Origin of the sequence: Chitinophaga flava (assembly GCF_003308995.1) — a bacterium.
Taxonomy (GTDB): domain Bacteria; phylum Bacteroidota; class Bacteroidia; order Chitinophagales; family Chitinophagaceae; genus Chitinophaga; species Chitinophaga flava.
The window spans coordinates 3,321,922-3,346,595 of sequence record NZ_QFFJ01000001.1 but is presented as its reverse complement, the minus strand read 5'-3'; the positions used below and the strand labels follow the sequence as shown (position 1 = coordinate 3,346,595).

Genomic DNA, 24,674 nt, shown 5'->3' with positions numbered 1-24,674 from the left:
CTATATAATTCCTTCTCTGATTAAATCATGTAAGTGTATGATACCACTATACCGCTCTCCGTCCATGGCCAGCAGCTGGGTGATATCATGCTGGCGCATCATTTCCAATGCATTGATGGCCAGTTCATTTTGCTGGATTGCTTTAGGGTTGACAGACATAATATCTTTTGCTGTCACCTCTCCAGTGGAAACATTTTTTTCCAGCATACGACGCAGATCACCATCGGTGATGATGCCCTGTAATCCACCTTTTTCATCCAGTACTGCTGTCACGCCCAGCATTTTGGAAGATATCTCTACGATCACTTCCCGTAAGGTACTGGTTAATAGTACACTGGGAGCCTGATGTAGTTTGCTCAGATCTGCTACTTTCAGGTATAGTTTTTTACCCAATGCGCCACCGGGATGGAACTTCGCAAAATCTGCCGCTGTAAATCCGTGCCATTCGATCAGGCAAACGGCGAGTGCATCTCCCATAGCCAGCTGAGCAGTAGTGCTGGTAGTGGGTGCGAGGTTGTTGGGACAAGCTTCCTGGCTTACGGTGGTGTTGAGGATATAGTCTGCTTCCTGTGCGAGGAAGGAGTTGGTATTTCCTACCATAGCCACCAGGGTGTTGCCAAAATTCTTTACCAGAGGGACCAGCACTTTAATTTCCGCGGAGGTGCCGCTTTTGGAGATACACAATACGATATCTTCCTGGCGTATCATGCCCAGGTCGCCATGGATGGCGTCTGCTGCGTGCATGAACAATGCCTGCGTGCCCGTGGAATTTAATGTGGCCACAATTTTCTGGGCGATAATAGCGCTTTTACCGATGCCTGTCACTACCAGACGTCCCTCACACTGGGCGACCAGTTCAACGACTCTTTCAAAATCTGCATCTATAAACTGCTGCAAATCATTAATAGCCGCTGCCTCCATGGCAATTGTCCGTTTGGCTACTGTTCCAATGTTAATAGTTCCATTCCTTTTCATGACGATTTACAAATTTATCATTTTTTAGTCAGCACCAGTACGATCATGGAATTTATATTGATACTACGCGCTTTTTTAAGTAACTTCGTGTCCCCTAAAAAACATATAGAACTATTTCATCATTTGTTGATTCTTTAGAGTTTAGAGTTTACCGTTTTTTTAAATTTGAATGCAATGGCTGTTGTAAAGGTAAGTTTGATGGATGCATTACGCGAACACTTCGGGTTCGATTCCTTCAAGGGAAATCAGGAAATAATCATACAAAGCATCCTGTCGGGTAAAGATACCTTCGTTATCATGCCAACAGGCGGAGGTAAATCCCTGTGCTACCAGTTGCCGGCACTGATGAGTTCGGGTTGTGCACTGATCGTATCTCCGTTGATAGCGCTGATGAAAAACCAGGTAGACCTGGTACGGGGTTACAGTAGTAAAGACAATGTGGCGCACTTTCTGAATTCTACCCTCTCCAAGGCACAGATCAAAAAAGTAAGGACTGACCTGCTGACAGGGAAAACAAAGCTGTTGTATGTAGCGCCCGAAACGCTGACCAAACAGGAAAACCTCGACTTCTTCCGTGAGCTTGAAATTTCCTTCATCGCTGTGGACGAAGCTCACTGTATCTCTGAATGGGGACACGATTTCCGCCCGGAATACCGTCGCCTGAAAGAGATGATCGAACAGATCAACGACAAACTGCCGATCATTGCTCTCACCGCAACAGCCACTCCCAAAGTACAGAGCGATATCGTAAAAAACCTGGGCTTAAATGATCCCAATATTTATATCTCTTCTTTCAACCGTTCCAACCTGTACTACGAAATCAGGCCTAAACGCAAGAAAGATCAGACTATCAAGGACATCGTCAAGTATATCCATCAGCATAAAGGAAAAAGCGGCATTATCTATACGCTCAACCGGAAAACTACGGAAGAGCTCGCTGATATGCTAACTGCCAACAATATCAAGGCGGTAGCTTATCATGCAGGTCTTGATCCTACTACCCGCGCACAACGTCAGGATATGTTCCTGCATGAAGATGTAGAAGTGATTGTGGCCACCATCGCCTTTGGTATGGGCATCGACAAACCGGATGTGCGTTTTGTGATCCACTACAACATTCCCAAAAGCCTGGAAAACTACTACCAGGAAACTGGTCGTGCCGGTCGTGACGGACTGGAAGGCAACTGTGTCTGCTACTACTCTCATAAAGACGTACAGAAACTGGAGCACCTGATGCGCGACAAACCCCTCAGTGAGAGGGAAATGGGCGCCCAGCTGATCAATGAAACGGTAGCTTATGCTGAAAGTGCAGTATGCCGTCGTAAAGTTATCCTGCACTACTTCGGAGAAAAATATGAAACAGAAGACTGTGGCCAGTGTGATAACTGCCGCAATCCGAAAGAAAAGATAGAAGTAAAAAACAGGGTGGTAATCGTACTGAAAGCCATCCGTGCCCTGGAAGAACGTTTTGGCAGTGAATATGTTGTCAACGTAATTACCGGCAAAACCAGCCCCCAGATCTCCACCTACCGCCACGATCAGCTGGAAGTATTTGGAGAAGGAAAGGAATTTGACGCTCACTTCTGGAATTCCCTCCTCCGCCAGATGATGCTGGAAGGCCTGATAGAAAAGGATATCGAAGAATACGGCCTTTTGAAAGTGACCGACAAAGGCAAAAAATTCCTCAAAAAGCCCTACTCCATCATGGTGGCCCTCAACCATCAGTTTGATGAAGAAGGTAGCGAAGAAGAGGAAGAAGCCAATGCCGAATCCCACGCCTCTGCCGACCCGGCATTATTCGAGATGCTGAAGGAGATGCGTAAAAAAGTGGCCAAGGAAAAGAACCTGCCTCCTTTCGTGATCTTCCTGGAAACATCCCTTGAAGACATGGCCACCCAATATCCAACCACCGTACAGGAACTGGAAAAAATACAGGGTGTCAGCAAAGGTAAGGCCATCCGCTATGGTAAACAGTTCGTTGATGTGATCGCCAAATTTGTGGAAGAGAACAACATTACCAAACCGGATGATTTTGTAATGAAGAGCGTGGTCAACAAAAGTGGTATGAAGGTGTTCATCATCCAGAACATCGACAAAAAAATCCCGCTGGAAACCATCGCCAAAAGCAAGGAACTCAGTATCTCCGAATTACTCGATGAAATGGAGACCATTGTAGCCAGCGGCACTAAACTAAACCTTGACTACTGCATCGATGAAGAGCTGGATGACTATGCGCAGGAAGAGATCATGGAGTACTTTAAAGGCTGTGAAACTTCCAGCCTTGCACTAGCCAGGGAGGAGCTGATCGAAAATGATTACACCCTGGAACAACTAAAGCTCGTAAGGATCAAGTTCCTTGTAGAATACGGCAACTAGTACGCACAAACTGTCATGTAGAATGAATATTGAGAAAATACAGGAGACCATCGCAAACACCCGGGAGACAGTCATTTCCCATCCTCTATACGCTTCCCTCGAAAGCCTTGACGACATCCGCCTTTTTATGGAATACCATGTGTATGCCGTATGGGATTTTATGTCTCTGCTGAAAGGTTTACAGCAGCACCTCACCTGTGTACAGGTTCCCTGGGTACCGGTTGGCAATGCTGCTACCCGTTACCTGATCAATGAAATCGTCACCGGTGAAGAAAGTGATGTGGACATGGATGGCAACCGTTGCAGTCATTTTGAGCTGTACGAACGGGCTATGAAACAGGCAGGTGCTGATACAAGCAAAATAAAGGCGCTTATTTCGGCTATTTCCGCCGGGACACCCATAAGCTCCATTTTGGAACAATCCTCGCTTCCTGAAGCTGTAAAGGGCTTTCTTGGCTTTACCTTCGAAGTGATTGCATCCGGCAAAGCACATATCATGGCAGCCGTGTTCACTTTTGGCCGTGAAGATCTTATTCCGGACATGTTCCATGCCCTGGTAAAAGACATGGACCAGAAATTCCCCGGCAAGCTCGGCACCTTCATCTATTACCTCGAAAGACACATCGAAGTGGATGGTGATCATCACAGTCAACTGGCTATGCAGATGGTACAGGAACTCTGTGGCAACGATTCTCAAAAATGGGAAGAAGCAGCGGAATATGCCCGTAAGTCGCTACAGTGGCGGACTCAGCTCTGGAGTGGCATCCTTCAGGAAAAAAATTCTTGAAAAATCTGAAGAAAAATTTTGCAGTTATAATTTTTGTCTTACCTTTGCAATCCCTTCACGAGAGGGACACACAAAAAAGAAAGACATGGTGCGGTAGCTCAGTCGGTAGAGCAAAGGACTGAAAATCCTTGTGTCGGCGGTTCGATCCCGCCCCACACCACTAAAAAAGCTTTGAGGATAACCTCAAAGCTTTTTTCTTTTTATCTCTTTACAAGAGATCTTAATAATCCCAGATCACTTCTTCCTTTAAATGTTTGATAGGATTACCAGCATACAGACTTTTCTCCTTTTCCAATTCCTTCGACAAAACAGAATTAGCACCAATCACACAGTTAGAAGGAATATTAGCTCCTTTTAAAATTAAACACCGGCATCCGATCCACACCTTATCTCCCACAATAATTGGTTTGGGTTCGTTTATCACATCTCCCGATTCATTTTTTATAGTGTGGAAGTCTGTATCCATTACAAGAATATCCCATGATAACAAATTGTTGTCTCCGAATTGGACTTTTGAAGTAGTAACGATTGTACTTTCTGCTGAAATGGTAAAATTATTACCCAAAATCAATGTAGCATTTTCACCAACTGAAATCTTTGAGCCATGGCCTATTACCGCCTTTCCCCTAAAGATAACCTCTCCTCTTACCTCCCAAATGCTCCTCGATTTTTTATGATCAAAAATGCCGACACCCGCATAACCCAATCGTACCATTCCAGGCTTAACCGGACATTCAAATTTAATTTTCCCCCTTAAGTCCCTTAAATAAACCCTTCTTGAAACCCAAACAGGCAATTTAACCGCTTGGGAAAATGGAAAATATTTAAAGTTAAAATAGATGGTTTTCAGGTTTAACTGAAAGAGAAGTTTAAGGTATTTATTCATCCGATATTATTTATGTAAAGTAACAAAATATTTATTTTTCAGTAGTAAACCGGTCTACTGACCGGTATCGCGACAATTACACCGGCAGCTGGGCATAACAGTTACGGTACTACTAACGGGAGTACTACAATATTGGCCCACCTGAACTGGTGGATAAATTTGTGGAAATCACCAAAGAGGGAGAAGTTCTTGGTGTTAAGCTGAAATAAACAAATAAGTGCTATTATCAGTTACGGTGTGCCCGGGAATTTCTCCACGATGTCGAAAGAATGAAGTATATCATACCCAAAATAACCCCTACTATAATCCACCACTACATAATCCGCTACTATCACCTTTGGGTATTTGGAAAAATCAAACACCAGCTCTTTATCCACACCCTGATGGTGAATAATCACTGAAGGTTTCTCCATGGAAGTAATCCTACCGGTGCTATCTACAGCAATATGTTTTTTTTGAATAGGCAATATCAGTCCCTGGTCCACGCTGTCTGCGGCGCTGTAGTTGATCAGCAGAAAAAGAAAACAAACAATCCCGCCATATGATAACAGACTGTTAGATAATGCATAAAAGATTCCCCGGATACCATACACCCGGTTGTAATGCTTATGGACCAGCAAAAAAGCGATACTCCCGGCAGCCACCAGTACCCCTAGCGGCATCAGCGGAGAAATAAACGTACGCCTGTAAAGCAGATAAGCCAGCACCAACAGGATAATGCCTATGACTAACAGGAAGATATATACGTTCTGGTAGAAATTCGGGCTTTTGCGAAAGCGCTGTATCATGCGAGGAAAAGTTTTTCAGCGTGGATAGAAACACCCGTAAGTTACGATTCTTATCAACAAGGTAATTATTTTTGCCCGCTACTGCAAACCTGTTACAGTGGCCGTTTGATGCCGGTTCAATACGCATATCCACTACGCAGCCCCCTGCTACCTTTGAATTGTTAGCTATGAAATTTCTTTTTCACCATTGATCCCATTACTTATGAATGAAACAGATTTCTGGCAGATCATTGAAACTGCCTGGACAGCTTCCCCGGAATTAAATGCCGCCCGCAAACTGGCCTTAAGAACCAACGATCCTTTCCTGCTCGAAGCCCTCAGTTACGAGCTTTCTGATGTTATCGGCGAAAACCTGCGCCAGTTCCTGGAGCCGCTCGATAAAGAGGAATTGATTTCCTTTAATCACATTATGGAGCAGAAATTGTATCATATTGACCGACAGGAAGTTCACCGGTATACAGATGGTTCTGATGACAGTTTTCTTTACAGCCGCTGTTTTATAGTTGGCATGGGAGAAGCCTACTACAACGGTATTGACAGCAATCCGGCCCTTGCCACCATTGATGTGGAAGCAGAAAGTATTGGCTTTATCGGATATGAGGTATATCTTGAAAACTTCAACGAGTCTTTCCAGCGTAATAGCCTGTATTGCATTGAAACCTGTTCCAACAAAAAAGGCTGGTGAGGCATATTATTCCAGGTATACAATCCGGATGATATTGTTCTTCTTCATGTCAGTGCTGATATCAAACCGCCGGCTGATATTACCATAGTGAATGCGCAGTGCAGCTGTATTGGGCGGAATACTGCCCAGGTTGTCGGCCATGAACTGCAACTTGTTCTCTCCAGGTTTTAACGAGAGCGTTATCTCCTGTATTTGTTTCTTAACCGGAAAGCCGCTTACAACCCATTCATTATTAAGGCGCAGGGAAATACTGTCTCCGTCTTCCGTCTGGGCATCCCATAACTCAAGTGTTATCTCTTTTTGTTTGACGGTGAGGTTGGTAACCCACTGGTCTTTACGACTGGAAATAAGTCTGGTGCGCAAAGCGGTATCACTTTGAGTAGCGGGAGTAGGCACAACCACGGACGGTGGCAGTGGCACCGGTCTCCGGTAAAGCTGTGCCACCAGAAAAGTGGCGTAAGCATTAGTACGGTCGCTGAAATCAAACGAATATTTTTTACCATCTGCATTGATGCGCATATCACCGGTATTAGGTGGAATACGGCCATAGTTATCAGCGAAAAAAGCTAACAGATTCATGCCGGTATCCAGTTTTATCTGCTGTGATTTGGTTTGTTCATTGATTTCACTCCTATTCATCAGCATTCTGCTATTGTGTATCAGTGTCACCGTATCTTTGTCCAGTTGATCTTCATCAATAATGGTCAACTGCACCATACTATCGTTAACGTCTATACGCCGGTATAGTCCCAGGTAAAACGAATCTCTTTGCAAACGAAGAAAGTGTTGTACTTCTGCGTTTGGCCAGGGTTTGTCGCTAACCTTTTTAAGCTGTAAATCAGTGCGGTACAACATGTCGCGTAAGGTTACCTTGATACTCTCAAATATCTCATCACCTTCATACAAGCCTTTCATAAAAAGGCCGAAGTCCTTTATCCACATGCGTTGTATAGACATCACAGGCGCTTCGTTTCCATTGCGGACGTAGTTCAGCGTACCATTGAGATACAAGAGCCAGGGCCCCAGTTTAAAAGGCGTTTCCTTTATCGCGTGTTTATACCTGCCTATGCCGAGTTGTCCATCATTTTTACGTGCCAGCAGTACATAATAACGACCGGAAAAGACAGAATAATCCAATGTCAGCACGGCGGGGTATAACATACCGCAAATCCCCTCTCCTATCTGCAGTTCCATATTTACTGCCGGGATATGCGGCCAGGGTTTGTATGCCATCTTCCAGGTACCGGGCCATTTATCTGTTACGGCGGGTAATGATACCTGGCGTGCAGAGGCTGATGCTGTGCGGCGGTTGGACTGGCTATATACAAAGGGAAGCCCCAGCGTGAAGGCAAGAAACAATATAAGGAGGTTCTTCATACATTGAGTATTCGTTAACAACAACTTACTGCAACATACATCATCTACTTCGAAATCCTGCCTATTTTTTTTAATTTTCCGGGTGATATTTCCACGTTTTTTGACACTACTATTAAAACGTGTTTAACAATGCTTATTCATCATAACGCACAGTTCGAAGCGATATATAAAGACAGCCTGCCGAGAGTGGCCCGGATGGTGCATCAGATGGGAGGCCATCCGGACATGGCGAAAGACATCTTTCACGATGCTGTGATCATCTGGATGGAAAAAAAGCAGGCATCTTCCCATACAATCACCTCTGATACCGCCTATATACAGGGTATCGCCCGCATACTCTGCATCCGCAGGCTAAAAGATGGCCATCATTACCTATCTATTGATGCGGATGATGATCACTATGCAGTTCCGGCTGATTTTTATGAAACGCCGGCAGTCCGCAAGCCAGTGATCGATTATCTGAAATCGGCCGGCAGAAAGTGTTTACAGCTACTGCAGGCCTTCTACTATGATAAACTGTCTATGGCTGAAATAGCCAGTAGCCTGCAATATAAAACGCAGCATGTGGCCACTGTGCAGAAATACAAATGCCTCGAAAAAATAAGAGAACAAGTAAAACAGGTAGACTATGAGGAAGCAGCTTTGTGAAATCAGAGACATAGAACAATACCTGGAGAATAACCAGGAAAGTTCTGACAGGCTTGTATTTGAAGCCAAGGCTGTTATTTCTTCCGAACTGAGCGCCAACATCGGCTATCAGCAAAAAATAATACAACTCGTCCGCTGGTTTTCCCGTAAGGAAAAACGTAAACAACTGGACGACCTTTATCTGCAGGTAATGAAGGATGAACAATACCGGCAAACTTTTATCTCCATCTTCCAATAAATACCTATCCATATGGCTTTTCTGATTCCTACCGTTATTGACGGCGATGGCCGCAATGCCTTTGATATATACAGTCTGCTGCTGAAAGAGCGGATTATCTTTCTCGGTACATCCATAGATGACCAGGTGGCCAATCTGATTGTTGCACAGCTATTGTATCTCGACAGTCAGAGCCACCTGCCGATCAGCATGTATATCAACAGTCCGGGTGGTGTGGTGTATGCCGGACTGGCTATCTATGACACCATGAAAATGCTCAAGTCGCCTGTTTCTACCATGTGTGTAGGCTTTACCGGGAGTATGGCCACAGTGATCCTCACCGCCGGAGCACAAGGCCAGCGATATGCCCTTCCGCACGCCACCGTACATATGCATCCTACCGGCGGCGGCGCCAAAGGTTACACCGAAGACGTTCGTATCGCCTACCGGGAGCAGGAACGACTGCAAAACCAGATCTTCTATCTTATTGCCCGGCATGCGGGCCGCCATACAGAAGAAATTGAAGCCGCATTCGAAAATGATCATTTCATGAATGCCCTGGAAGCCCGCTCCTTCGGCCTTATAGACCAGGTGTTAGGTAGTACGGAAGATATCATTACACTAGAACACGCTCCCTTCCGCGTGGCACTGATGCAGCAGCTCCTCACTCCCGAAAAAACCCTTATCGACAGCTCCCATCCAGCACTGCCCGGATGACTTGAGCCACAGCGATCGTTCTTTGTTGAAAACGAGGAGGAGAGCGCGTTACCAGCAGGTCAAAATAGTGTATGCGTCCCCGTTTGATGCCCGTTTTCAGAAATTCCAGATCCTGCTCACCGATAAAACGCTTATCTGACCAGCTGCCTGCCAGCACCAGATAATGTAGCCTGCATCCGGAATCCTCCAGGTATGGCAACACCTTCCTGATATCCCGTTCTCCCTGATCGAGAATAAAACTGAGCATTACCATACAGGCCGGAGCAGATAAGGTATGGCGATGCAATACCTGGCTGATATGCACACACAATGCGCTGGAAGTATGGCGGCGATTGGTCCTGTTGACCACTACAAACCTGTTGCTAAAAACAGCCGGTAAAAAGGGCTCCTTCATCGGAAAAAAATGTTTACGCTCGAAAAGCTCCTGTAACATCTTCTTCTTTCCTGAATTCGGGTAGCCAATAATAACAAACAATGGTTGTGGGTTAAAAAACATGTATCAAAAGAAAAAAAATTTTCTCAACAGAATGTTAATTACTTCTTAACACCATAATATTTCTTTTCGGGCAGGCAACAGCACAATGCCTCCCCGAAATAAGCACTATTCTGTTCTCAGGCTCTTCACAGGATTCATCACCGCCAATCGCCAGGTCATGATCCATACAATCATACATACCAGTCCTACCAGTGATGCCGCCAGAGAAAACTCCCGCGCAAAAAGCGCTGTAATCTGCAACGACTGCACAAAAGAACCGCTTTCGGGTAAATTATCATCAACTCCATTGATCAATATTTGTATTTTGTACGCTTAACCTCCCGCGTATAAAAACTGATATATGAAAAGACTATTAAGCATAGGTCTGTTACTGTTTTCACAATGGGTACAAGCCCAACAGATACAGATCAACACCCTCAACAGCAGCCTCGTTTACAGCGTTAATGGTCAGGGCCGGCTTGTACAGGAATATTTTGGCAAGACACTTCAACCGGCAAGCGGCAACAACAGTACCCAATCAGGACAGGAAGCCTATATCACCGCCGGCATGGAAAGCCTGCTGGACCCGGCCATCCGCATAGTGCACAACGATGGAAACCCTTCGCTGGAACTGAAATATGTATCATTCCAGACAGCCCAAAAAGATGATAACGTTACCGCTACCGATATCATCCTCAGGGATCCCGTATATCCGGTAACCGTTATTCTGCATTTTGAGGCCTATTTCCGGGAAGATGTGGTCAAAGCCTGGACAGAGATCAAACATACCGAAAAACAGCCCGTATTGCTGACCGCTTACGCATCCTCCATGCTGCACTTTAAAGCAGGACACTACTGGCTCTCTCAATTCCATGGTGACTGGGCACGGGAAGCGACAATGGTGGAAGAACAACTCAACAAAGGCACAAAAGTACTGGACAGTAAACTGGGCGTTCGGGCTAATATGTATCAATCGCCCATGTTTCTCCTCTCGATGGACCAGGCACCAGAAGAAAACAGCGGAGCCGTATTGGCAGGTACACTTGCATGGACGGGTAATTTCCGCTTCGGTTTTGAAGTAGATGAAAAAAACACCTTGCATGTAAGCGCGGGCATCAATCCATACGCCAGCGACTATACGCTGAAACCGAATGAAGTATTTACCACCCCGGCTTTTATCTTTACCTGGTCTGACAGTGGTAAAGGCCAAACCAGCCGCAACCTGCAGCACTGGGCGGTTAATTATGGCATCCTCGATGGTCATACACCCCGTCTCACCCTGCTCAACAACTGGGAAGCCACCGGTATGCATTTCGATGAACAAAAACTGACCAGCCTCTTTGGCGGAGCTGCCAAACTGGGAGTAGACCTCTTCCTGCTCGATGATGGCTGGTTTGCCAACAAATATCCCCGTAATGATGATAAAGCCGGCCTCGGAGATTGGGATAACAACAAGGAGAAACTACCACATGGCCTGGGTTTCCTCGTAAAAGAGGCACAAAAACAGGGCATTAAATTCGGTATCTGGCTGGAACCCGAAATGGTTAATCCAAAAAGTGAACTTTACACCCAACATCCCGACTGGATACTGCGTTTGCCCAACAGGGCCGAACACTACTACCGCAACCAGATGGTACTGGACCTGATAAACCCTGCTGTACAAGACTTCGTCTTTAATGTGGTAGACAAAACCATGTCAGAGAATCCCGGTATCGCCTATATTAAATGGGACTGCAATCGTATGCTCACCAATACCTACTCTCCTTATCTGAAAGAAAAACAATCTCATCTTTTTATAGAATATACCCGCAGTTTGTACAAGGTGCTCGAAAGGGTGCGTGCCAAATATCCACATCTTCCGATTATGCTGTGCTCCGGTGGTGGCGGTCGTACCGACTATGGCGCCATGAAGTATTTCACCGAATTCTGGCCGAGTGATAATACTGATGCACTCGACAGAATATATATACAATATGGTTATTCACATTTCTTCCCTGCCAACACCATGGCCGCACATATCACCAATATGGGCAAACAGTCGCTGAAATTCAGAACAGATGTAGCGATGATGGGCAAACTGGGTTATGATATTAAGGTGGATAACTTTACACCACAGGAGTTGCAGTTTAGTCATGATGCGATAACTACGTATAATCGTATACGTGATATTGTATGGTATGGTGATCTGTACCGGCTTGTGTCCCCTTACCAACAGCCCAGAGCTGTATTTCAGTATACCAGTGCTGACAAACAGAAAACGATTGTATTTCACTATCTGATGAATACACGCCGTGGAGATGTGTTTCCGCTGGTGAAGCTGCAGGGCCTTGACCCGAAGAAAAACTACCGGGTCAATGAAATCAACCTTTTTCCCGGAACGGTATCTGCCTTCAACAACAAAGTATATAGCGGGGATTTCCTGATGAATGCAGGCATCAGCCTTACACCCGGAAAGGTAAAACCACTGACCAGCAATGTACTGGAAGTAGTGGCGGAATAACAATAAGAGACATTACAGTTACACAAAAGGCTGACCTATATGGTCAGCCTTTTGTGCTTTATTATTTTGATATATTATTTCAGATTCACCGATAAGGTAGCTCCTTCCTTTATCGTATATTCTTTGCCGTTAGCAATGACTAACAATTTTCCCGTTCCTTTTCTTTTTACTTCCAGGTTGAATATTTTTCCAAAAGCGTGGATACTTCTCAGTGCCATGTGGTCCCATGTTGCGGGCAGGCGGGGTGTACATTCAAAACTGTTGAATCCTGTAGGACGCATGCCAAAGAGACCTTCCGTGTAAATACGGCAATAGAGCCCGCTTTCGGCGGAAAGGTGGCGCTGGTTACCTTCAGGATAGGCTTCTACCGGATAAGGCACATGTTCGCCCAGCAGGCGGCGTTGGGAATAATATCTGAGCTTATCCATTGCTTTGGCTGTTTCGCCGGCAGCCAATACCCCACGCAACGCGTAGAGGGTACTACGGTCCCAGAAGGTTTTGTCGCCCGCCTGGGAAGCAAGACCATCTTCTGTCCATAGTTTGGGAGAAAACAGTGCAGCGATGGTGCCTTCTTTCCTTTCAAACAGGCCAGTAGTCAACGGTGTAGCTATCCATGCGCGCAACACCTTATTTTCTTCATAGTAGCGGTAGGTGTCAAACCCTTCTACATTGGCACCAAAGAAATGATCAATATTTTTCCGTAGCAGGTCAGCCCGCTCTTTATAGTCACGGGCGGGGAGCTTTAATTGGCCTGCCAACAGCACAGCTGAACGCAGTGCATCATAATACAATGCGCTGGTGTTAAGATTGGCTTTTCCTGCAGGGAAGCGCCCTTCCAGCTCATCGCTGTCGGATTGTACAACACCGTTTTCATTGACGTTCTTATGCAGGTATTCCAGGCACCATTCTATCAATGGCCATAATACACGGGCAGAATCAGCATTACCCGCAGCCAGGGCATAGCGGCTGGCTCCGTAAGCGATCATGGCCATGTCTCCCCTATCTTTTGCCCCATGCCAGATACCATCGCCTTCCGCCACAATAGAGCTGGGGATAGGTTTATAATCCGGGTTCATAAACTTTGCAAACCAGCGGTAGGAATTCATGGCAGAATTTAAGGCAATGCTATCTCCCAGAAACGCAAAGAAAGGATTCACATACTCGGCCTGATCATTGGCCCAGATAGCAGCATAATAACGCAAACCGCCAGGACCATGCAGATAACCGCCTTTGGTGAGGTAGATACTTTCCGTGGCTCTTATTTTAGCAAAATTGAAAGCTGTATTCAACAAGGTATCCGGTGTTTCCAGCTGCAGCAGTGAGAGGATACCAGCAATACGAGATTTCCTGGCCAACAGTTCTGTGTCAGGGTTTATTGACAGCGGCGCCTCATTACCTCTCCGGGCACTGTAGGCAATTACAAAACGAACAGAATCACCTGGGGACACCTGTTGTTGGCCAGCTCCGACTGTATTCATCACAAAATGCAGCGGCCCGTTGGAGCTGCGACTTTCAGCTGGCGTACGTTCCTGCTGCATGTCTTCCATTTCTATAGTGGCCGGCTGAGATCCATGATTGATAAATACCAGCTGTTCCAATGCCAAAGGCTGATTGTCTGATGGGAAAAAAGACCGTTTCAGCTCGATCTGATGATCACTACCCAGAACACTGCTGATACTGGTTATCCCCATGTGTCGGACGCTACTTACCTTTTCAGGTAATGGCCTTACCGGTCCACCATTATAAACATCCTGTTTCCAGAGCTTATTATTAACAAAAAAGCGGGGCAGCATGTCATCCTTAACGGTGTACATCATAGCAGTCTCCGTCTTATTGGGGACCATCCTGAAGGTAGGAAAGATGATCGTCCGTGTGATTACGCTGGCACCGCTGCTATCTACGCCGTACTGGAGCCATAAGGCCACCTTTTTACCCGCCATTTCAATATGGTCGTAGTGAGGAGTATTACCGGCTATATTCCAGATAATACTACCATCCGGCTGAATTTTCCATCTATCTAACGTTTGCGCATATACGCAATTAGATAACAATAGCAAACCAGTCATTATTCGCTTCCTAAGTATCATTTTCATGTTGTTCGTGGATATTGCGGAAATGTCTTTCCAAACAAATTATGCAGCCGTATGCATAAATCATAGTTTTTTTAAAACATGGTTGGAATTGGGTAAAATAATATAAGGGGTTCATTATCTTCACGGTCAGAATACCCGGCAGGCCTCTCTTCCGCCCCGTGGTGGAAGGTCCCCGTCGTTCATAACTTTTTCAACAGGCAAACGTTAATACTACACAAACCTTTTAAACTATACAATCAGGGTGCATACACTCATCAATTATCTGACCGGCTCCAACTGGCATCTTTCCGTCAAAATCGGCAGTACCGTAATGCTGATATTAACATTTGCCGGTATCGTATTCACGATCCTGATGGAAAACCGGAATCCCATAAAAGCTATCGCCTATATCCTCCTGCTGATATTTATCCCCATTGTAGGGCTGGTGGTGTATTATTACCTGGGCCGCGATCTGCGTAAAAAAAGAAGGTTTACCCTGAAAGGCAGCAAAGATGAAGTGTTGTTTGCCAAATACTGGCAGTCACAGCGGACAGAAATAGAGCAAATGCAGCTGGAATTGCGGCATCTGGTAGGTAATAAACAGGAGCTGTCGGCTATGTTACTGAATACCCGGCAATCTGTGCTGACTAAAAATAACCACGTAAAACTGCTGATCAATGGTGAGGAAAAGTTTCCTGAGGTACTGGCAGCCTTAAAAGCCGCCAAACACCATATCCACATCGAATACTACATGATAGCCGCAGATGATATCGGTAACACCGTTATCGACATATTGGTAGAAAAACTTAATCAGGGTGTACAGGTTCGCTTTATCTATGATGATGTTGGAAGCAACAACATTAAAAAACTTCCCCGTATTCTGAAAGAAAACGGAGCCAGTGTATATCCCTTCTCCCCTTTGCTGGTAGATCTTTATCTCAATGCCAACTACCGCAATCACCGAAAGATTATTGTAGTAGATGGTAACGTTGGTTTTGTAGGTGGTATCAACCTCGACGACCGCTATGTCAACAATGGCAAACATGATCTTTACTGGAGAGATACCCACCTGAAAATAGAAGGAGATGCAGTAAACCTGCTACAGTTGCAATTCCTAATGAGTTACCGTTATTGCAGCAAGGAAATCTTTCCTTTTGAAGCTCCTTTTTTCGGAAGATCCGCACCGCTCATAGGCACCTGTTTTACGGATATTGTAGCCAGCGGTCCGGATTCAGAATGGCCGATGGCGATGGAATGTATTCTGATGGCTATTAACGTAGCCAAAAGAAGGATACGGATCACCAATCCCTACTTCATTCCTACCGAGCAACTGCTCACAGCGTTGCAAATGGCAGCGCTGGCCGGGAAAGATGTACAACTGCTGCTCCCATTCAAAAGCGACTCATTTATCGTACAGCATGCGGCCCTGTCTTATATGAAGCCATTGCTTGCTGCTGGTGTGAAGGTATTCTTTTACACAAGAGGGTTTATCCATGCCAAAACGATGGTCATAGATGATAATCTTGCCTGGGTTAGTTCTGTAAATTTCGACAACCGCAGCTTTTTCCTGAATTGTGAAATCGGCGCATTGGTATATGATAAGGAAACTGCTGCCAGGCTGGACCGTGCATTTGATGAAGATCTGCTGTATTCCTTACCTCTGCAGGAAACCCGCTGGAATAAACGGAACCTCGCCAAAAGATTTATGGATTCAGTATGCCGGTTGTTAACACCGCTGTTGTAGTGCATTAATATTTACCGTCCTCATCCTCTTCTTCCAGAAATTCTCCATTGTCTTCTTCCAGGTCCCGGTGTCTGTCGCCACCCAGGCTGTAGAGGTTGTTTTCCTCATCTTCTTCTCCAATATTTTCTGAAGCGTCGTCCAGCTCTGTGCCAGGCACATCAAGGTCTTCACCGGTTTTGTCCTGGCGCCAGGTTTCTTCCTGCTCATCGCTTTTACGCGGGCTTTTATTGTTGCCTGGTGATAGTTCGCTGTTATGCCGGAAAGAACGGGTTACATCGTCCATATCGAGGTCTACTTCGTTTATTCTGTTATCTCTGTTCATAATATCTTCGCTGGCCGGATATTCAGGGTATCCCGGATATTCGCTTTTACTTTCCTTACTGGCTTTTTTCTTGTCAACCGGCGGGTTCTTTTTATCACTTTTCTTTGCCATAAAGATGATTTTTAGGTGAATAAAAAAAGCAGAAAATGCCATGCCACCTAAAGATGATAACAAAGGAGAATAGTGATTGTTTTGAGGCTCGATAGCGGCCTATGGCGGTTATCGGGACATACTTTTTTTATCTGGTTAGTGTTAGCTGTAGTGTAATGCCGGCAGAGTATAGTTTCACCTGTCCATATCCCACCCCATTCAGCGGAATTTTGACATAGGGCTGTATTCCCAGTAATAGCTGATGTGATACCTCACGCTGATACAGTATGCCCGCATTCAAAACAGAGAGGTAATTTGGCCGCTGGTTCTGTATGGTTAGTTCTTTGGGATCAGTGTATTCATACTGATAACGGTATTTTTCCTTCAGCATAAAATAGTTGGATAATCCCAGTGTAGCGCTGGTTCTGTCTTTTTTTCCGGAAAGAAAAGTGTAATTGAGGTTCAGCGGTATATCCAGCATACTACAGCTGGCACTTATTTTTTCAAGTTTATCATAAGGTATGTTAACACTGCTATTCTGGTAATCTTCCGGAGCGGCGCCGTACATTTTTTTGTTGTATATCACCCCTGTGGCTACAAATATTTTAGGATCAAAATAGTAGTATAACAGGATACCTGCATCCACTCCTAAGTTGCCATATTTAAAGGATGGCGCTACAGTGAAATCTGGCCCCGCTACAACTCCTATATCCCATTTTTTCCTTCTGGGTAAAGGCCTTTTTATTGCGCTATCCTGGTTGTAAAACGCAATGGTGGCAATATGATTAGGAGATAGATTTATTTTCGTGTATTCGTTTAAGTTATATTTATTCGTGTAGTCGTTAGCGTTAAGTCCGCTAATTGGCATTAATACCTCTTTATGTTCTTCGGAGGCTTGTATTTGTGTGGCTTTATTGCTGATTGTTGCACAGATATGTTGTTGATGCCATATAACAGGGGGTTTTACTATGGGGACGGGGGTTTTAACGGCGGTTTCCGTTGTCCGCCAGGAGGTTTTATTTCTCTTGGAGTCTTCTTTTTTTTCAGGTTGATATGTTACCTCTGTAACATTGTCTGATGGGTTATACATCAGCCACCAGGCTACCAGCACCAGCAGGAGCATGGCAGCAGAGGTCCACCAGATGAAGATGGTTTTTCGGTCTTTATCTTCTTCATCCAGCATTCTTTCCATTTTCTCCCATGCTACCGGGTCAAATGGAAAATCAGCTTCGCTTAACCTGTCACGGATCTTATTTTCAAACTCTTCACTCATTTTTATGGATAGAAAGGTTTACCGATGTACTGTTGACAGTGCTACCGTAGGCACTGATGATTTTTCCCTGCAACACCTTTTTTGCTTTAAACAGATTTGATTTGGATGTTCCTATGGAAATGCCCAGCATTACAGCAATCTCATGATGTTGATAACCTTCTATGACGTACAGGTTAAATACGGTACGATACGCAGGAGAAAGGGATTGTACGTGCATTAGCAATTCATCATAGGAAAGTTTGTCTATCACTTTATCATCTTTCCACAGATCGTTCAACTGTTCTATACTATCAGTAAACACCAGTTTTTTCCGGCTGCGCAGGAAATCGATGGCCGTGTTGACCATTACTTTACTTAGCCATGCTTTAAAAGGTCGGCCGCTATCGAAGGTATTAATTCGCTGAAAGACTTTCAAAAAACCATCGTTCATTATCTCCAGCGCTTCATCTCTGTTGGGTACGTAGCGCATGCATATACTGAGTGCATACCCAAAAAACTTTCGGTATAACAACTCCTGGCTGCTGCGTTCCTTATTACAGCAACCCGTTATGAGGTCATTAATTTGATTCAGGTCTTCCACAGAGTATTGCTTGCCTGTCTTTGGCTAAATCCTGACTGTACCCGTTACGGATTTTTTCAGTGTATGCTCCATCAAACAGTTGGTTGAATACAATGCATACGAGAAGTGGTTGAAAACGGTTGTCCCGGGTAATAAAAAATGTTGATTCCTGATTTTGGTGCAATTAAATGAAAGTTCCTGCGGTAGAAATGCACGCACCCTTATTTTGGCTATTTTTAGCCCCATTTTCAGACACTTATCACTTTTGAATACTTTCTATCAACCAGAAAGCGTTTCTTAAAATTTACCCTATTTCTGAAGGTCGATTTTTAGGCTTTTTCGTTAAAAAATTTCTTTTTGGGGGCTTTTTTGAGATTTTTTTTTGGAGGCGTTAAAAAGAGAAGGACTAACTCAAATTGTTAGTCCTTCTCTTTAAAATATTTTATATGTCATCATTTTTATCTTCCCATGTAAACCATCAGGATTTGAACATCGCTGGGATTTACACCACTGATCCTGCTGGCTTGCCCTAAAGTATGTGGGCGGATTTTGGTGAACTTCTGTCTGGCTTCACTGGAGAGTGAAACGAGTTTGTTATAGTCGAAGTTTTCCGGGATGATAAGGTCTTCGAGCTGGCTCATTTTTTTCACCAGTTCATTTTCCTTTTCGATATACACATCGTATTTGATTTGGATCTCCGCCTGCTCCAATACTTCATTATCGAATCCGGCCAGTGCCTGTTCAATTTTAGGTACAGAAGATTTCATGGAAAAGATATCGAGTCCGGGGCGCAATAATATCTGATGGGCTCTTTGTTTTTGAGTGAGCGCAGCAGAAGATTTTGCTTCCAGGAGAGCACTTATTTCTTCCGGTTCTATAGACAGTTCTTTCAGGATGGTTTTGGTTTTTTCCACCTGTTCTTTTTTCTGTTGTACCCTTACCATACGTTCTTCTTTGGCGAGTCCCATTTGGTAGCTTTTTTCCGTGAGGCGGAGGTCAGCATTATCCTGGCGGAGCAGGGTACGGAACTCTGCTCTGGAAGTAAACATACGATAAGGTTCTTCGGTGCCTTTGTTGATAAGATCGTCTATCAGTACACCGATATAGGCTTCACTTCTTTTCAGGATGAACGGGTCCTGTTCAGTGGCTTTAAGGTGGGCGTTGATCCCTGCCATTAATCCCTGGCAGGCAGCTTCTTCATAGCCGGTGGTACCATTGATCTGTCCTGCAAAAAAGAGGTTCTGCACCTGTTTTGTTTCCAGGGAGAAGTTGAGCTGTGTTGGTGGGAAGAAGTCATACTCGATGGCATAGCCCGGGCGGAACATCCGGCAGTTTTCGAAACCGGGTACGAGGCGGAGGGCTTTCATCTGTACATCTTCCGGCAGGGAGGTAGAGAATCCGTTGACATAAATTTCCACGGTATCCCAGCCTTCTGGTTCTACGAACAGCTGGTGTCTTTCCCTTTCTGCAAAGCGGTTGATTTTGTCTTCAATGCTGGGGCAATAGCGGGGGCCGGTGCCCTGGATGCGTCCCTGGAACATAGGAGACCTGTCGAAGCCGGTACGGAGCATTTCGTGTACAGCATCGCTGGTATAGGTAATCCAGCAACTTCTTTGCTGGGCTGGTTTTATTTTTTCTATGTTGAGGTAAGAGAATCCTACGATTTCTTCATCCCCCAGTTGTTCTTCCATTTTGGAATAGTCCAGGCTTCTGCCGTCAATGCGGGGAGGTGTACCTGTTTTGAGACGGTCGCTTTCGAAGCCGAGGGAAATCAGTTGTTCGGTGATCCCGGTAGCTGCTTTTTCAGCGACGCGGCCGCCACCAAATTGTTTGTCACCTATATGGATTACACCATTGAGAAAGGTACCATTGGTCAGTACTACTGCTTTAGCTTTTATTTCATGCCCGAGTCCGGTGACTACACCATAACAACGGCCGTCTTTTACCAGGAGGCCTTTTACCATGTCCTGATAAAAATCCACATTGGGCGTTTTCTCCAGTGCTTCGCGCCATTTAGCCGCAAAAAGCATACGGTCACTTTGCGCACGGGGGCTCCACATAGCCGGACCCTTTGAGCGGTTCAGCATACGGAACTGGATCATAGACTGATCTGTAATAATACCGGAATATCCTCCCAGTGCATCTATTTCTCTTACAATCTGTCCTTTGGCAATGCCTCCCATGGCGGGGTTGCAACTCATCTGTGCGATGGTTTGCATGTTCATGGTCACCAATAAAACCTTAGAGCCCATATTGGCGGCGGCAGCAGCAGCTTCACAGCCTGCATGCCCGGCACCAACCACAATTATATCGTATGATGGAAACATAGTTAATAAAGAAAGTGCAAAATTACATAGAAGAAGGGATATTGTAGAGAGAATCTCAAATGTTCCACGTGGAACATTCGGTATGTGCTGATACCCAGACCGGAGGAAGGAGCTGATCCGTAAAATATTAGTTAAGGGAAAAATAATAACTGCCTCCCCCCTGAGCTAAGGCGTAAAGTAAGACCCCCGGTTAAGAAAATATGCCACTCTCCAGTAATTACTACAGGCTAAAGGTCCGGGTATAGATATAGTCGCGGCCAGCCCCATAGATAGAAGCATGTTTGCATACCAATGAAGAGATTTGTATATGTCTGTCAAATGTAGCGCTCGCCTTAACGACATTTGAATTTCAACAGTAACACCCTATCTCCAGACTTCAAAGACTCAATTTCATCATTTGGAGTTCCCCTTCTGTATATATCTGCGCTAAAGAGTGTCTTTGTCCGCTTAGTGCGACGTTCGCTTGAAGCACTATATGTCCAGAATCAGATTCCAGGACTCCTATCGCAGCAAATACAAATCATTGGAGATTGTTTCCTGTTTTAATACATCCATGCAGAGAGCTGTATACGGCCACTCAATGTAGCATTCTCCTTGAGGTATGGATGCTCAACATTATATCTAAAATGAGATTCCAGGACTCATTTACCCTCATTGAGGGTTATTTGTTGTTATAGACCCGGTGTTCAATTTACAGTGCTTGCCTTAAGACAGCCCAATCTTCTCTTCAGATATTTCCAAAACAAAATAAGATACCTATACCTGGTCTGATTAATTGTAACTCCTTAACAGAAAAGGGCGGGTTGCAACTTTCTATTAATTCTGCCCACACAAAGCCAATGTGATGTCTCCAAACGAAATCAATTCCCAGGTGTATCAACCAGGCCCTGAAAATTGGGGCATCACTTTATCTCTCAGTCTTTATGCTAAGGCAGAACCAAAGCACAGGGTCGTTCAGTTAAAAACGATCACACTCTTATCTGAAGACCTTTCAATTACTCCAATCTCCTGCTGATAATCCAAGACGCTATTCCATTTTCTACTTGCTCCCTTACGTACTTGACTCCCCTATACTGAGATCCTTTAAATGGATATTTTTGTACTCTCCCCTTTTGTGCGCTAATGGTTTATTCACTTGCTCAAGTCATAGCCATATCTACTACTTTCACAATCCTCTCTTTGTATCCCGGCTTTCTTTCATATTGCGTATGGGTATTTTATTCCGGGACAAAGCAGCTCAGAGAAATTGGGTAGAACAACACTATATAAGGCAAGACAAGGGGTACCCACAGTTAATTTATTAGGTTCGGAATAGGGAAGACAATCAAAAGCCAGGAGATGTCAGGTATCATTCCTGAGCTTCCATCCATATCATAAAAGAGAGCAGGTCCTCGCAGGCTCCTCATCCCCCTTCCTTAGGACTCGTGTAACTCGGATAAAGCATCTGGGTTCTGACAGAGGCTATAAAGGAAAGGGATGCTATCCCCTTCCCTATTATGAATTCTTGTTCTGAAGGAATATTAGGGAAGGGACTCATAGGCCGGAAGTTGCAGAAAAGGATGTGGACAATACATCAACCACAAAACATCATTTTCCTCGATGCTGAAGATCTATATGGGGTGTTTTAATATCACCAATTAGCACCATGTCCAATCCTCCTTTATAATTCCCTAAAGTGATAATTCCACGACAGGTAATGCTAGTGGCCGATGATGAAGATGCCTTACAATTCCCCCAAAGGGACAATTCTACTGTGAGAGTAAAAGGGTATCAAATGAGACATAATAGAAAGGGCCAGGAGCTGCTATGAGTATTTATTCACCTATGGAATGGATCTATCTTAAGGGGGATAATAAAGGGCATATCTCTGATTAAAACATAAAGGGTACAATGATCCAGGACAACTTAAACCTAGCTCTTGGAGGGTACATAAATGGCCTTTCAGTGGATGTCAGGCATGACCTGGATACGGATTCAACACTATTGAGGATAGTCCTGCCATTAGATAGCCATCAGAGACTCTGTAATTAAACATTGTAGACGATCCCTTCTCACTGAATGCTTCCGTGACGAATCCCAAACAGACCTCCAAGGATACTTCCTTCTTGCAGAAGTTGAATACATAATGTTCCACGTGGAACATTTCTCCTAAAACCAAATAGTGAATGTTCCACGTGAAACATGTTGCTTTAATTCAGCGAACCAAAATATTTAATAAGATATTCATCTTCCTTCTTCCGCATCAAAGCATCCTCCTCCTTACTTTTATCTTTAAAACCACATAAATGCAAAGCACCATGGAATATCACCCTATGCAGTTCCTGATTCACAGGAACATTGAACTTTTCAGCGTTCTCTACCACCCTATCAAAACTGATATAGATTTCCCCTTCCGTAACATCGGGATCTTCCCCCATCTCAAAAGTGACGATATCAGTGTAAGTATCGTGTTGTAAAAATTCTTTGTTGATTTCCAGTAAATAGGCATCTGAACAAAAAATATAGTGCAGTTCTTTAAGACCTTGCCCTTCACTGGCAAACAAATCCTTTAAAAAAGATTTCAACTTTCTCTTATCCTTCAGGTTCACCTTTATCTCGTGATCCGTAAACTGAATTGCCATCTAATTCTAAATTATTAAGGGTGTAAAAGTAAAGTGAAATTTTGGATTGACTGCCGGATTCTTTTTGCATATTCCGTGCTCAGGGGTACCTTTGCTCAGTCATTCATGGTAAAATTAACCCCCGTTGCCAAATAAAGTTTAAACAGATTAATACGTTGGTATGAAAAAAGGCATTATGAAATTATCTTCCCTGGCAACAGGTAAAAGCGCAGTAATCATAGAATTTGAGAAAGATGATCTTCATATTAAACTGATGGAAATGGGCTGCGTTCCAGGAGAAACCGTTAAAATTGAAAAAATCGCCCCACTTGGCGATCCTATTTCAATTATGGTGGCAGGATACAATCTGTCACTCAGAAAAACTGAAGCTGATCATATTTGGGTAGAGGAAATATAATTCCTCTACCTCCTATTTCCCAGATTGATTTTTGCTAATAGCCCTCATCTTACCACACCGCCCCACTTCAATTGATTTCCTCACATATTCAGCGTTACAATCCAAATTCCAAATCAAAAAAATTTTTCATTTTTCTGCATTGAGGCTTTATCTATCCCAAAAACAAAAAAAAATTTCATTTTTTCCACTTCAGACACCTAAAATCCTCCGCCCAATGAGAAACTTCATACTGTTTTTCCACATCTGGAAGCGCTTTTAGTATAAAAAAGAAAAAAACTTACGGTTTTCCACATAAAATGTTTTCTCTTTTCGTGAAAAACAAAAAAAATTTCGACTTTTTCACATTCTAAGCCCGCTTTTCATCGAAAAAGAGAAAAAATTTCAACTTTTCAACATCCTGGTTCCACTTTTCATGGAAAAAACAGAAATTTTCTTTCATTTTCCACATTCTGCCCCTCATTCTTTCTGAAAAACAGAAAAAAATTCCCATTTTCCACATACAAATCTTCACATGCACTGAAAAACAAAAAAATTTTCCCTGTTCTCCACATTCTAACCATTATTTTTTCTGAAAAACAAAAAATTTTCCCTGTTCTCCACATTCTGACCATTATTTCTCTGAAAAACAAAAAAAATTTCTTGATTCTCCACATTTTGGTCTCCATTTTCCCCGAAAAACAAAAAAAAATTGATTTTTCAACATATCATGAGAAAATCAAGCACCTCCATTCACTTTTCCACATTCCTACTTCATTAAAAACAAAAAATGAAAAAAACATTTAGAATTTGTTCCAAAAAAGAAAGCGGCTGACACTGCAATATTTCCCAACAGCCTTCC

Annotated in this window: 21 protein-coding genes and 1 tRNA gene; 10 read left to right on the top strand and 12 right to left on the bottom strand. The window is 44.1% G+C overall.

The window, feature by feature from the left end; translation table 11 throughout:
* Positions 1-975, bottom strand: coding sequence for a KpsF/GutQ family sugar-phosphate isomerase (locus DF182_RS13415; RefSeq protein ID WP_113616107.1), 975 nt, complete (start codon positions 973-975; stop codon positions 1-3).
* A gap of 174 nt (positions 976-1,149) precedes the next feature.
* Between DF182_RS13415 and recQ the strand changes: the two genes are divergently transcribed.
* From recQ to DF182_RS13400, 3 genes are all read left to right on the top strand, one after another.
* Positions 1,150-3,351 carry a DNA helicase RecQ gene (recQ, locus tag DF182_RS13410; RefSeq protein WP_113616106.1) on the top strand — a complete coding sequence of 734 codons (2,202 nt, stop codon included), beginning with the start codon at positions 1,150-1,152 and terminating at the stop codon, positions 3,349-3,351.
* Between the two features lie 22 nt (positions 3,352-3,373).
* On the top strand, positions 3,374-4,138 hold the full coding sequence (locus tag DF182_RS13405; RefSeq protein ID WP_113616105.1) for a DUF3050 domain-containing protein: 765 nt from the start codon (positions 3,374-3,376) through the stop codon (positions 4,136-4,138).
* 87 nt (positions 4,139-4,225) lie between these two features.
* A tRNA-Phe gene (locus tag DF182_RS13400) sits at positions 4,226-4,298 on the top strand.
* A 60-nt stretch (positions 4,299-4,358) separates the two neighbouring features.
* On the opposite strand, the gene DF182_RS13395 is transcribed toward DF182_RS13400, so the two are convergent.
* Positions 4,359-5,024, bottom strand: coding sequence for an acyltransferase (locus tag DF182_RS13395; protein ID WP_113616104.1), 666 nt, complete (start codon positions 5,022-5,024; stop codon positions 4,359-4,361).
* 230 nt (positions 5,025-5,254) lie between these two features.
* Positions 5,255-5,812, bottom strand: coding sequence for a hypothetical protein (locus DF182_RS13390; protein ID WP_113616103.1), 558 nt, complete (start codon positions 5,810-5,812; stop codon positions 5,255-5,257).
* A 202-nt stretch (positions 5,813-6,014) separates the two neighbouring features.
* On the opposite strand from DF182_RS13390, the gene DF182_RS13385 reads away from it, so the two are divergent.
* Positions 6,015-6,497 (top strand): DUF4240 domain-containing protein, encoded by a 483-nt coding sequence (locus DF182_RS13385; protein WP_113616102.1) that lies wholly within the window; start codon positions 6,015-6,017, stop codon positions 6,495-6,497.
* A 6-nt stretch (positions 6,498-6,503) separates the two neighbouring features.
* Here the strand turns inward: DF182_RS13385 and DF182_RS13380 are convergent, their stop codons facing one another.
* Positions 6,504-7,874 carry a hypothetical protein gene (locus tag DF182_RS13380; RefSeq protein ID WP_113616101.1) on the bottom strand — a complete coding sequence of 457 codons (1,371 nt, stop codon included), beginning with the start codon at positions 7,872-7,874 and terminating at the stop codon, positions 6,504-6,506.
* 129 nt (positions 7,875-8,003) lie between these two features.
* On the opposite strand from DF182_RS13380, the gene DF182_RS13375 reads away from it, so the two are divergent.
* Genes DF182_RS13375 through DF182_RS13365 form a run of 3 tightly spaced genes read left to right on the top strand, consistent with a single transcriptional unit; the run spans position 8,004 to position 9,456 of the window.
* Positions 8,004-8,522: an RNA polymerase sigma factor gene (locus DF182_RS13375; RefSeq protein WP_113616100.1), complete on the top strand. Its 519-nt coding sequence runs from the start codon at positions 8,004-8,006 to the stop codon at positions 8,520-8,522.
* Positions 8,503-8,760, top strand: a complete 258-nt coding sequence (locus tag DF182_RS13370; protein ID WP_113616099.1) for a hypothetical protein — start codon at positions 8,503-8,505, stop codon at positions 8,758-8,760. Before DF182_RS13375 ends, DF182_RS13370 begins: the two co-directional genes overlap by 20 nt.
* Positions 8,761-8,772: 12 nt before the next feature.
* Positions 8,773-9,456, top strand: a complete 684-nt coding sequence (locus tag DF182_RS13365; protein WP_113616098.1) for a ClpP family protease — start codon at positions 8,773-8,775, stop codon at positions 9,454-9,456.
* On the opposite strand, the gene DF182_RS13360 is transcribed toward DF182_RS13365, so the two are convergent.
* Together DF182_RS13360 and DF182_RS13355 are read right to left on the bottom strand one after the other, a co-directional pair.
* A complete protein-coding gene (locus DF182_RS13360) occupies positions 9,422-9,850 on the bottom strand; it encodes a hypothetical protein (RefSeq protein ID WP_147243431.1) in 429 nt (142 codons plus the stop codon). The two genes, DF182_RS13365 and DF182_RS13360, sit on opposite strands and share 35 nt — an antisense overlap.
* A 207-nt stretch (positions 9,851-10,057) precedes the next feature.
* Positions 10,058-10,246 carry a hypothetical protein gene (locus DF182_RS13355; protein ID WP_113616096.1) on the bottom strand — a complete coding sequence of 63 codons (189 nt, stop codon included), beginning with the start codon at positions 10,244-10,246 and terminating at the stop codon, positions 10,058-10,060.
* 46 nt (positions 10,247-10,292) lie between these two features.
* Here DF182_RS13355 and DF182_RS13350 point away from each other — a divergent pair, with 46 nt between their 5' ends.
* The gene (locus tag DF182_RS13350; protein ID WP_113616095.1) at positions 10,293-12,431 is read left to right on the top strand and encodes an alpha-galactosidase; all 2,139 of its coding nucleotides are present in this window, start codon (positions 10,293-10,295) and stop codon (positions 12,429-12,431) included.
* A 74-nt stretch (positions 12,432-12,505) separates the two neighbouring features.
* Here the strand turns inward: DF182_RS13350 and DF182_RS13345 are convergent, their stop codons facing one another.
* On the bottom strand, positions 12,506-14,524 hold the full coding sequence (locus DF182_RS13345) for a glucosidase family protein (RefSeq protein WP_211327103.1): 2,019 nt from the start codon (positions 14,522-14,524) through the stop codon (positions 12,506-12,508).
* 241 nt (positions 14,525-14,765) lie between these two features.
* Here DF182_RS13345 and cls point away from each other — a divergent pair, with 241 nt between their 5' ends.
* Positions 14,766-16,247 carry a cardiolipin synthase gene (gene cls, locus DF182_RS13340; protein ID WP_113616094.1) on the top strand — a complete coding sequence of 494 codons (1,482 nt, stop codon included), beginning with the start codon at positions 14,766-14,768 and terminating at the stop codon, positions 16,245-16,247.
* A gap of 4 nt (positions 16,248-16,251) precedes the next feature.
* On the opposite strand, the gene DF182_RS13335 is transcribed toward cls, so the two are convergent.
* The 5 genes from DF182_RS13335 to ybeY all read right to left on the bottom strand — a co-directional run bounded on the left by DF182_RS13335 (position 16,252) and on the right by ybeY (position 23,439).
* Positions 16,252-16,680: a hypothetical protein gene (locus DF182_RS13335; protein WP_113616881.1), complete on the bottom strand. Its 429-nt coding sequence runs from the start codon at positions 16,678-16,680 to the stop codon at positions 16,252-16,254.
* Positions 16,681-16,807: 127 nt separating this feature from the next.
* Positions 16,808-17,932, bottom strand: a complete 1,125-nt coding sequence (locus DF182_RS13330; protein ID WP_113616093.1) for a hypothetical protein — start codon at positions 17,930-17,932, stop codon at positions 16,808-16,810.
* The gene (locus DF182_RS13325; RefSeq protein WP_113616092.1) at positions 17,925-18,512 is read right to left on the bottom strand and encodes an RNA polymerase sigma factor; all 588 of its coding nucleotides are present in this window, start codon (positions 18,510-18,512) and stop codon (positions 17,925-17,927) included. The genes DF182_RS13330 and DF182_RS13325 overlap by 8 nt, the downstream gene beginning before the upstream one ends.
* Positions 18,513-18,949: 437 nt before the next feature.
* Positions 18,950-20,818 (bottom strand): tRNA uridine-5-carboxymethylaminomethyl(34) synthesis enzyme MnmG, encoded by a 1,869-nt coding sequence (gene mnmG, locus DF182_RS13320; RefSeq protein ID WP_113616091.1) that lies wholly within the window; start codon positions 20,816-20,818, stop codon positions 18,950-18,952.
* Between the two features lie 2,189 nt (positions 20,819-23,007).
* Positions 23,008-23,439, bottom strand: a complete 432-nt coding sequence (gene ybeY / locus DF182_RS13315) for an rRNA maturation RNase YbeY (RefSeq protein ID WP_113616090.1) — start codon at positions 23,437-23,439, stop codon at positions 23,008-23,010.
* 160 nt (positions 23,440-23,599) lie between these two features.
* Here ybeY and DF182_RS13310 point away from each other — a divergent pair, with 160 nt between their 5' ends.
* On the top strand, positions 23,600-23,836 hold the full coding sequence (locus DF182_RS13310; RefSeq protein WP_078669684.1) for a FeoA family protein: 237 nt from the start codon (positions 23,600-23,602) through the stop codon (positions 23,834-23,836).
* Positions 23,837-24,674: the final 838 nt, after the last annotated feature.

Bases quoted from the DNA above. Each gene is read 5' to 3' on its own strand.
- DF182_RS13415 (WP_113616107.1), bottom strand. From the start codon at position 975: ATGAAAAGGAATGGAACTATTAACATTGGAACAGTAGCCAAACGGACA.
- recQ (WP_113616106.1), top strand. From the start codon at position 1,150: ATGGCTGTTGTAAAGGTAAGTTTGATGGATGCATTACGCGAACACTTC.
- DF182_RS13405 (WP_113616105.1), top strand. From the start codon at position 3,374: ATGAATATTGAGAAAATACAGGAGACCATCGCAAACACCCGGGAGACA.
- DF182_RS13395 (WP_113616104.1), bottom strand. From the start codon at position 5,024: ATGAATAAATACCTTAAACTTCTCTTTCAGTTAAACCTGAAAACCATC.
- DF182_RS13390 (WP_113616103.1), bottom strand. From the start codon at position 5,812: ATGATACAGCGCTTTCGCAAAAGCCCGAATTTCTACCAGAACGTATAT.
- DF182_RS13385 (WP_113616102.1), top strand. From the start codon at position 6,015: ATGAATGAAACAGATTTCTGGCAGATCATTGAAACTGCCTGGACAGCT.
- DF182_RS13380 (WP_113616101.1), bottom strand. From the start codon at position 7,874: ATGAAGAACCTCCTTATATTGTTTCTTGCCTTCACGCTGGGGCTTCCC.
- DF182_RS13375 (WP_113616100.1), top strand. From the start codon at position 8,004: ATGCTTATTCATCATAACGCACAGTTCGAAGCGATATATAAAGACAGC.
- DF182_RS13370 (WP_113616099.1), top strand. From the start codon at position 8,503: ATGAGGAAGCAGCTTTGTGAAATCAGAGACATAGAACAATACCTGGAG.
- DF182_RS13365 (WP_113616098.1), top strand. From the start codon at position 8,773: ATGGCTTTTCTGATTCCTACCGTTATTGACGGCGATGGCCGCAATGCC.
- DF182_RS13360 (WP_147243431.1), bottom strand. From the start codon at position 9,850: ATGAAGGAGCCCTTTTTACCGGCTGTTTTTAGCAACAGGTTTGTAGTG.
- DF182_RS13350 (WP_113616095.1), top strand. From the start codon at position 10,293: ATGAAAAGACTATTAAGCATAGGTCTGTTACTGTTTTCACAATGGGTA.
- DF182_RS13345 (WP_211327103.1), bottom strand. From the start codon at position 14,524: ATGAAAATGATACTTAGGAAGCGAATAATGACTGGTTTGCTATTGTTA.
- DF182_RS13335 (WP_113616881.1), bottom strand. From the start codon at position 16,680: ATGGCAAAGAAAAGTGATAAAAAGAACCCGCCGGTTGACAAGAAAAAA.
- DF182_RS13330 (WP_113616093.1), bottom strand. From the start codon at position 17,932: ATGAGTGAAGAGTTTGAAAATAAGATCCGTGACAGGTTAAGCGAAGCT.
- mnmG (WP_113616091.1), bottom strand. From the start codon at position 20,818: ATGTTTCCATCATACGATATAATTGTGGTTGGTGCCGGGCATGCAGGC.
- ybeY (WP_113616090.1), bottom strand. From the start codon at position 23,439: ATGGCAATTCAGTTTACGGATCACGAGATAAAGGTGAACCTGAAGGAT.
- DF182_RS13310 (WP_078669684.1), top strand. From the start codon at position 23,600: ATGAAAAAAGGCATTATGAAATTATCTTCCCTGGCAACAGGTAAAAGC.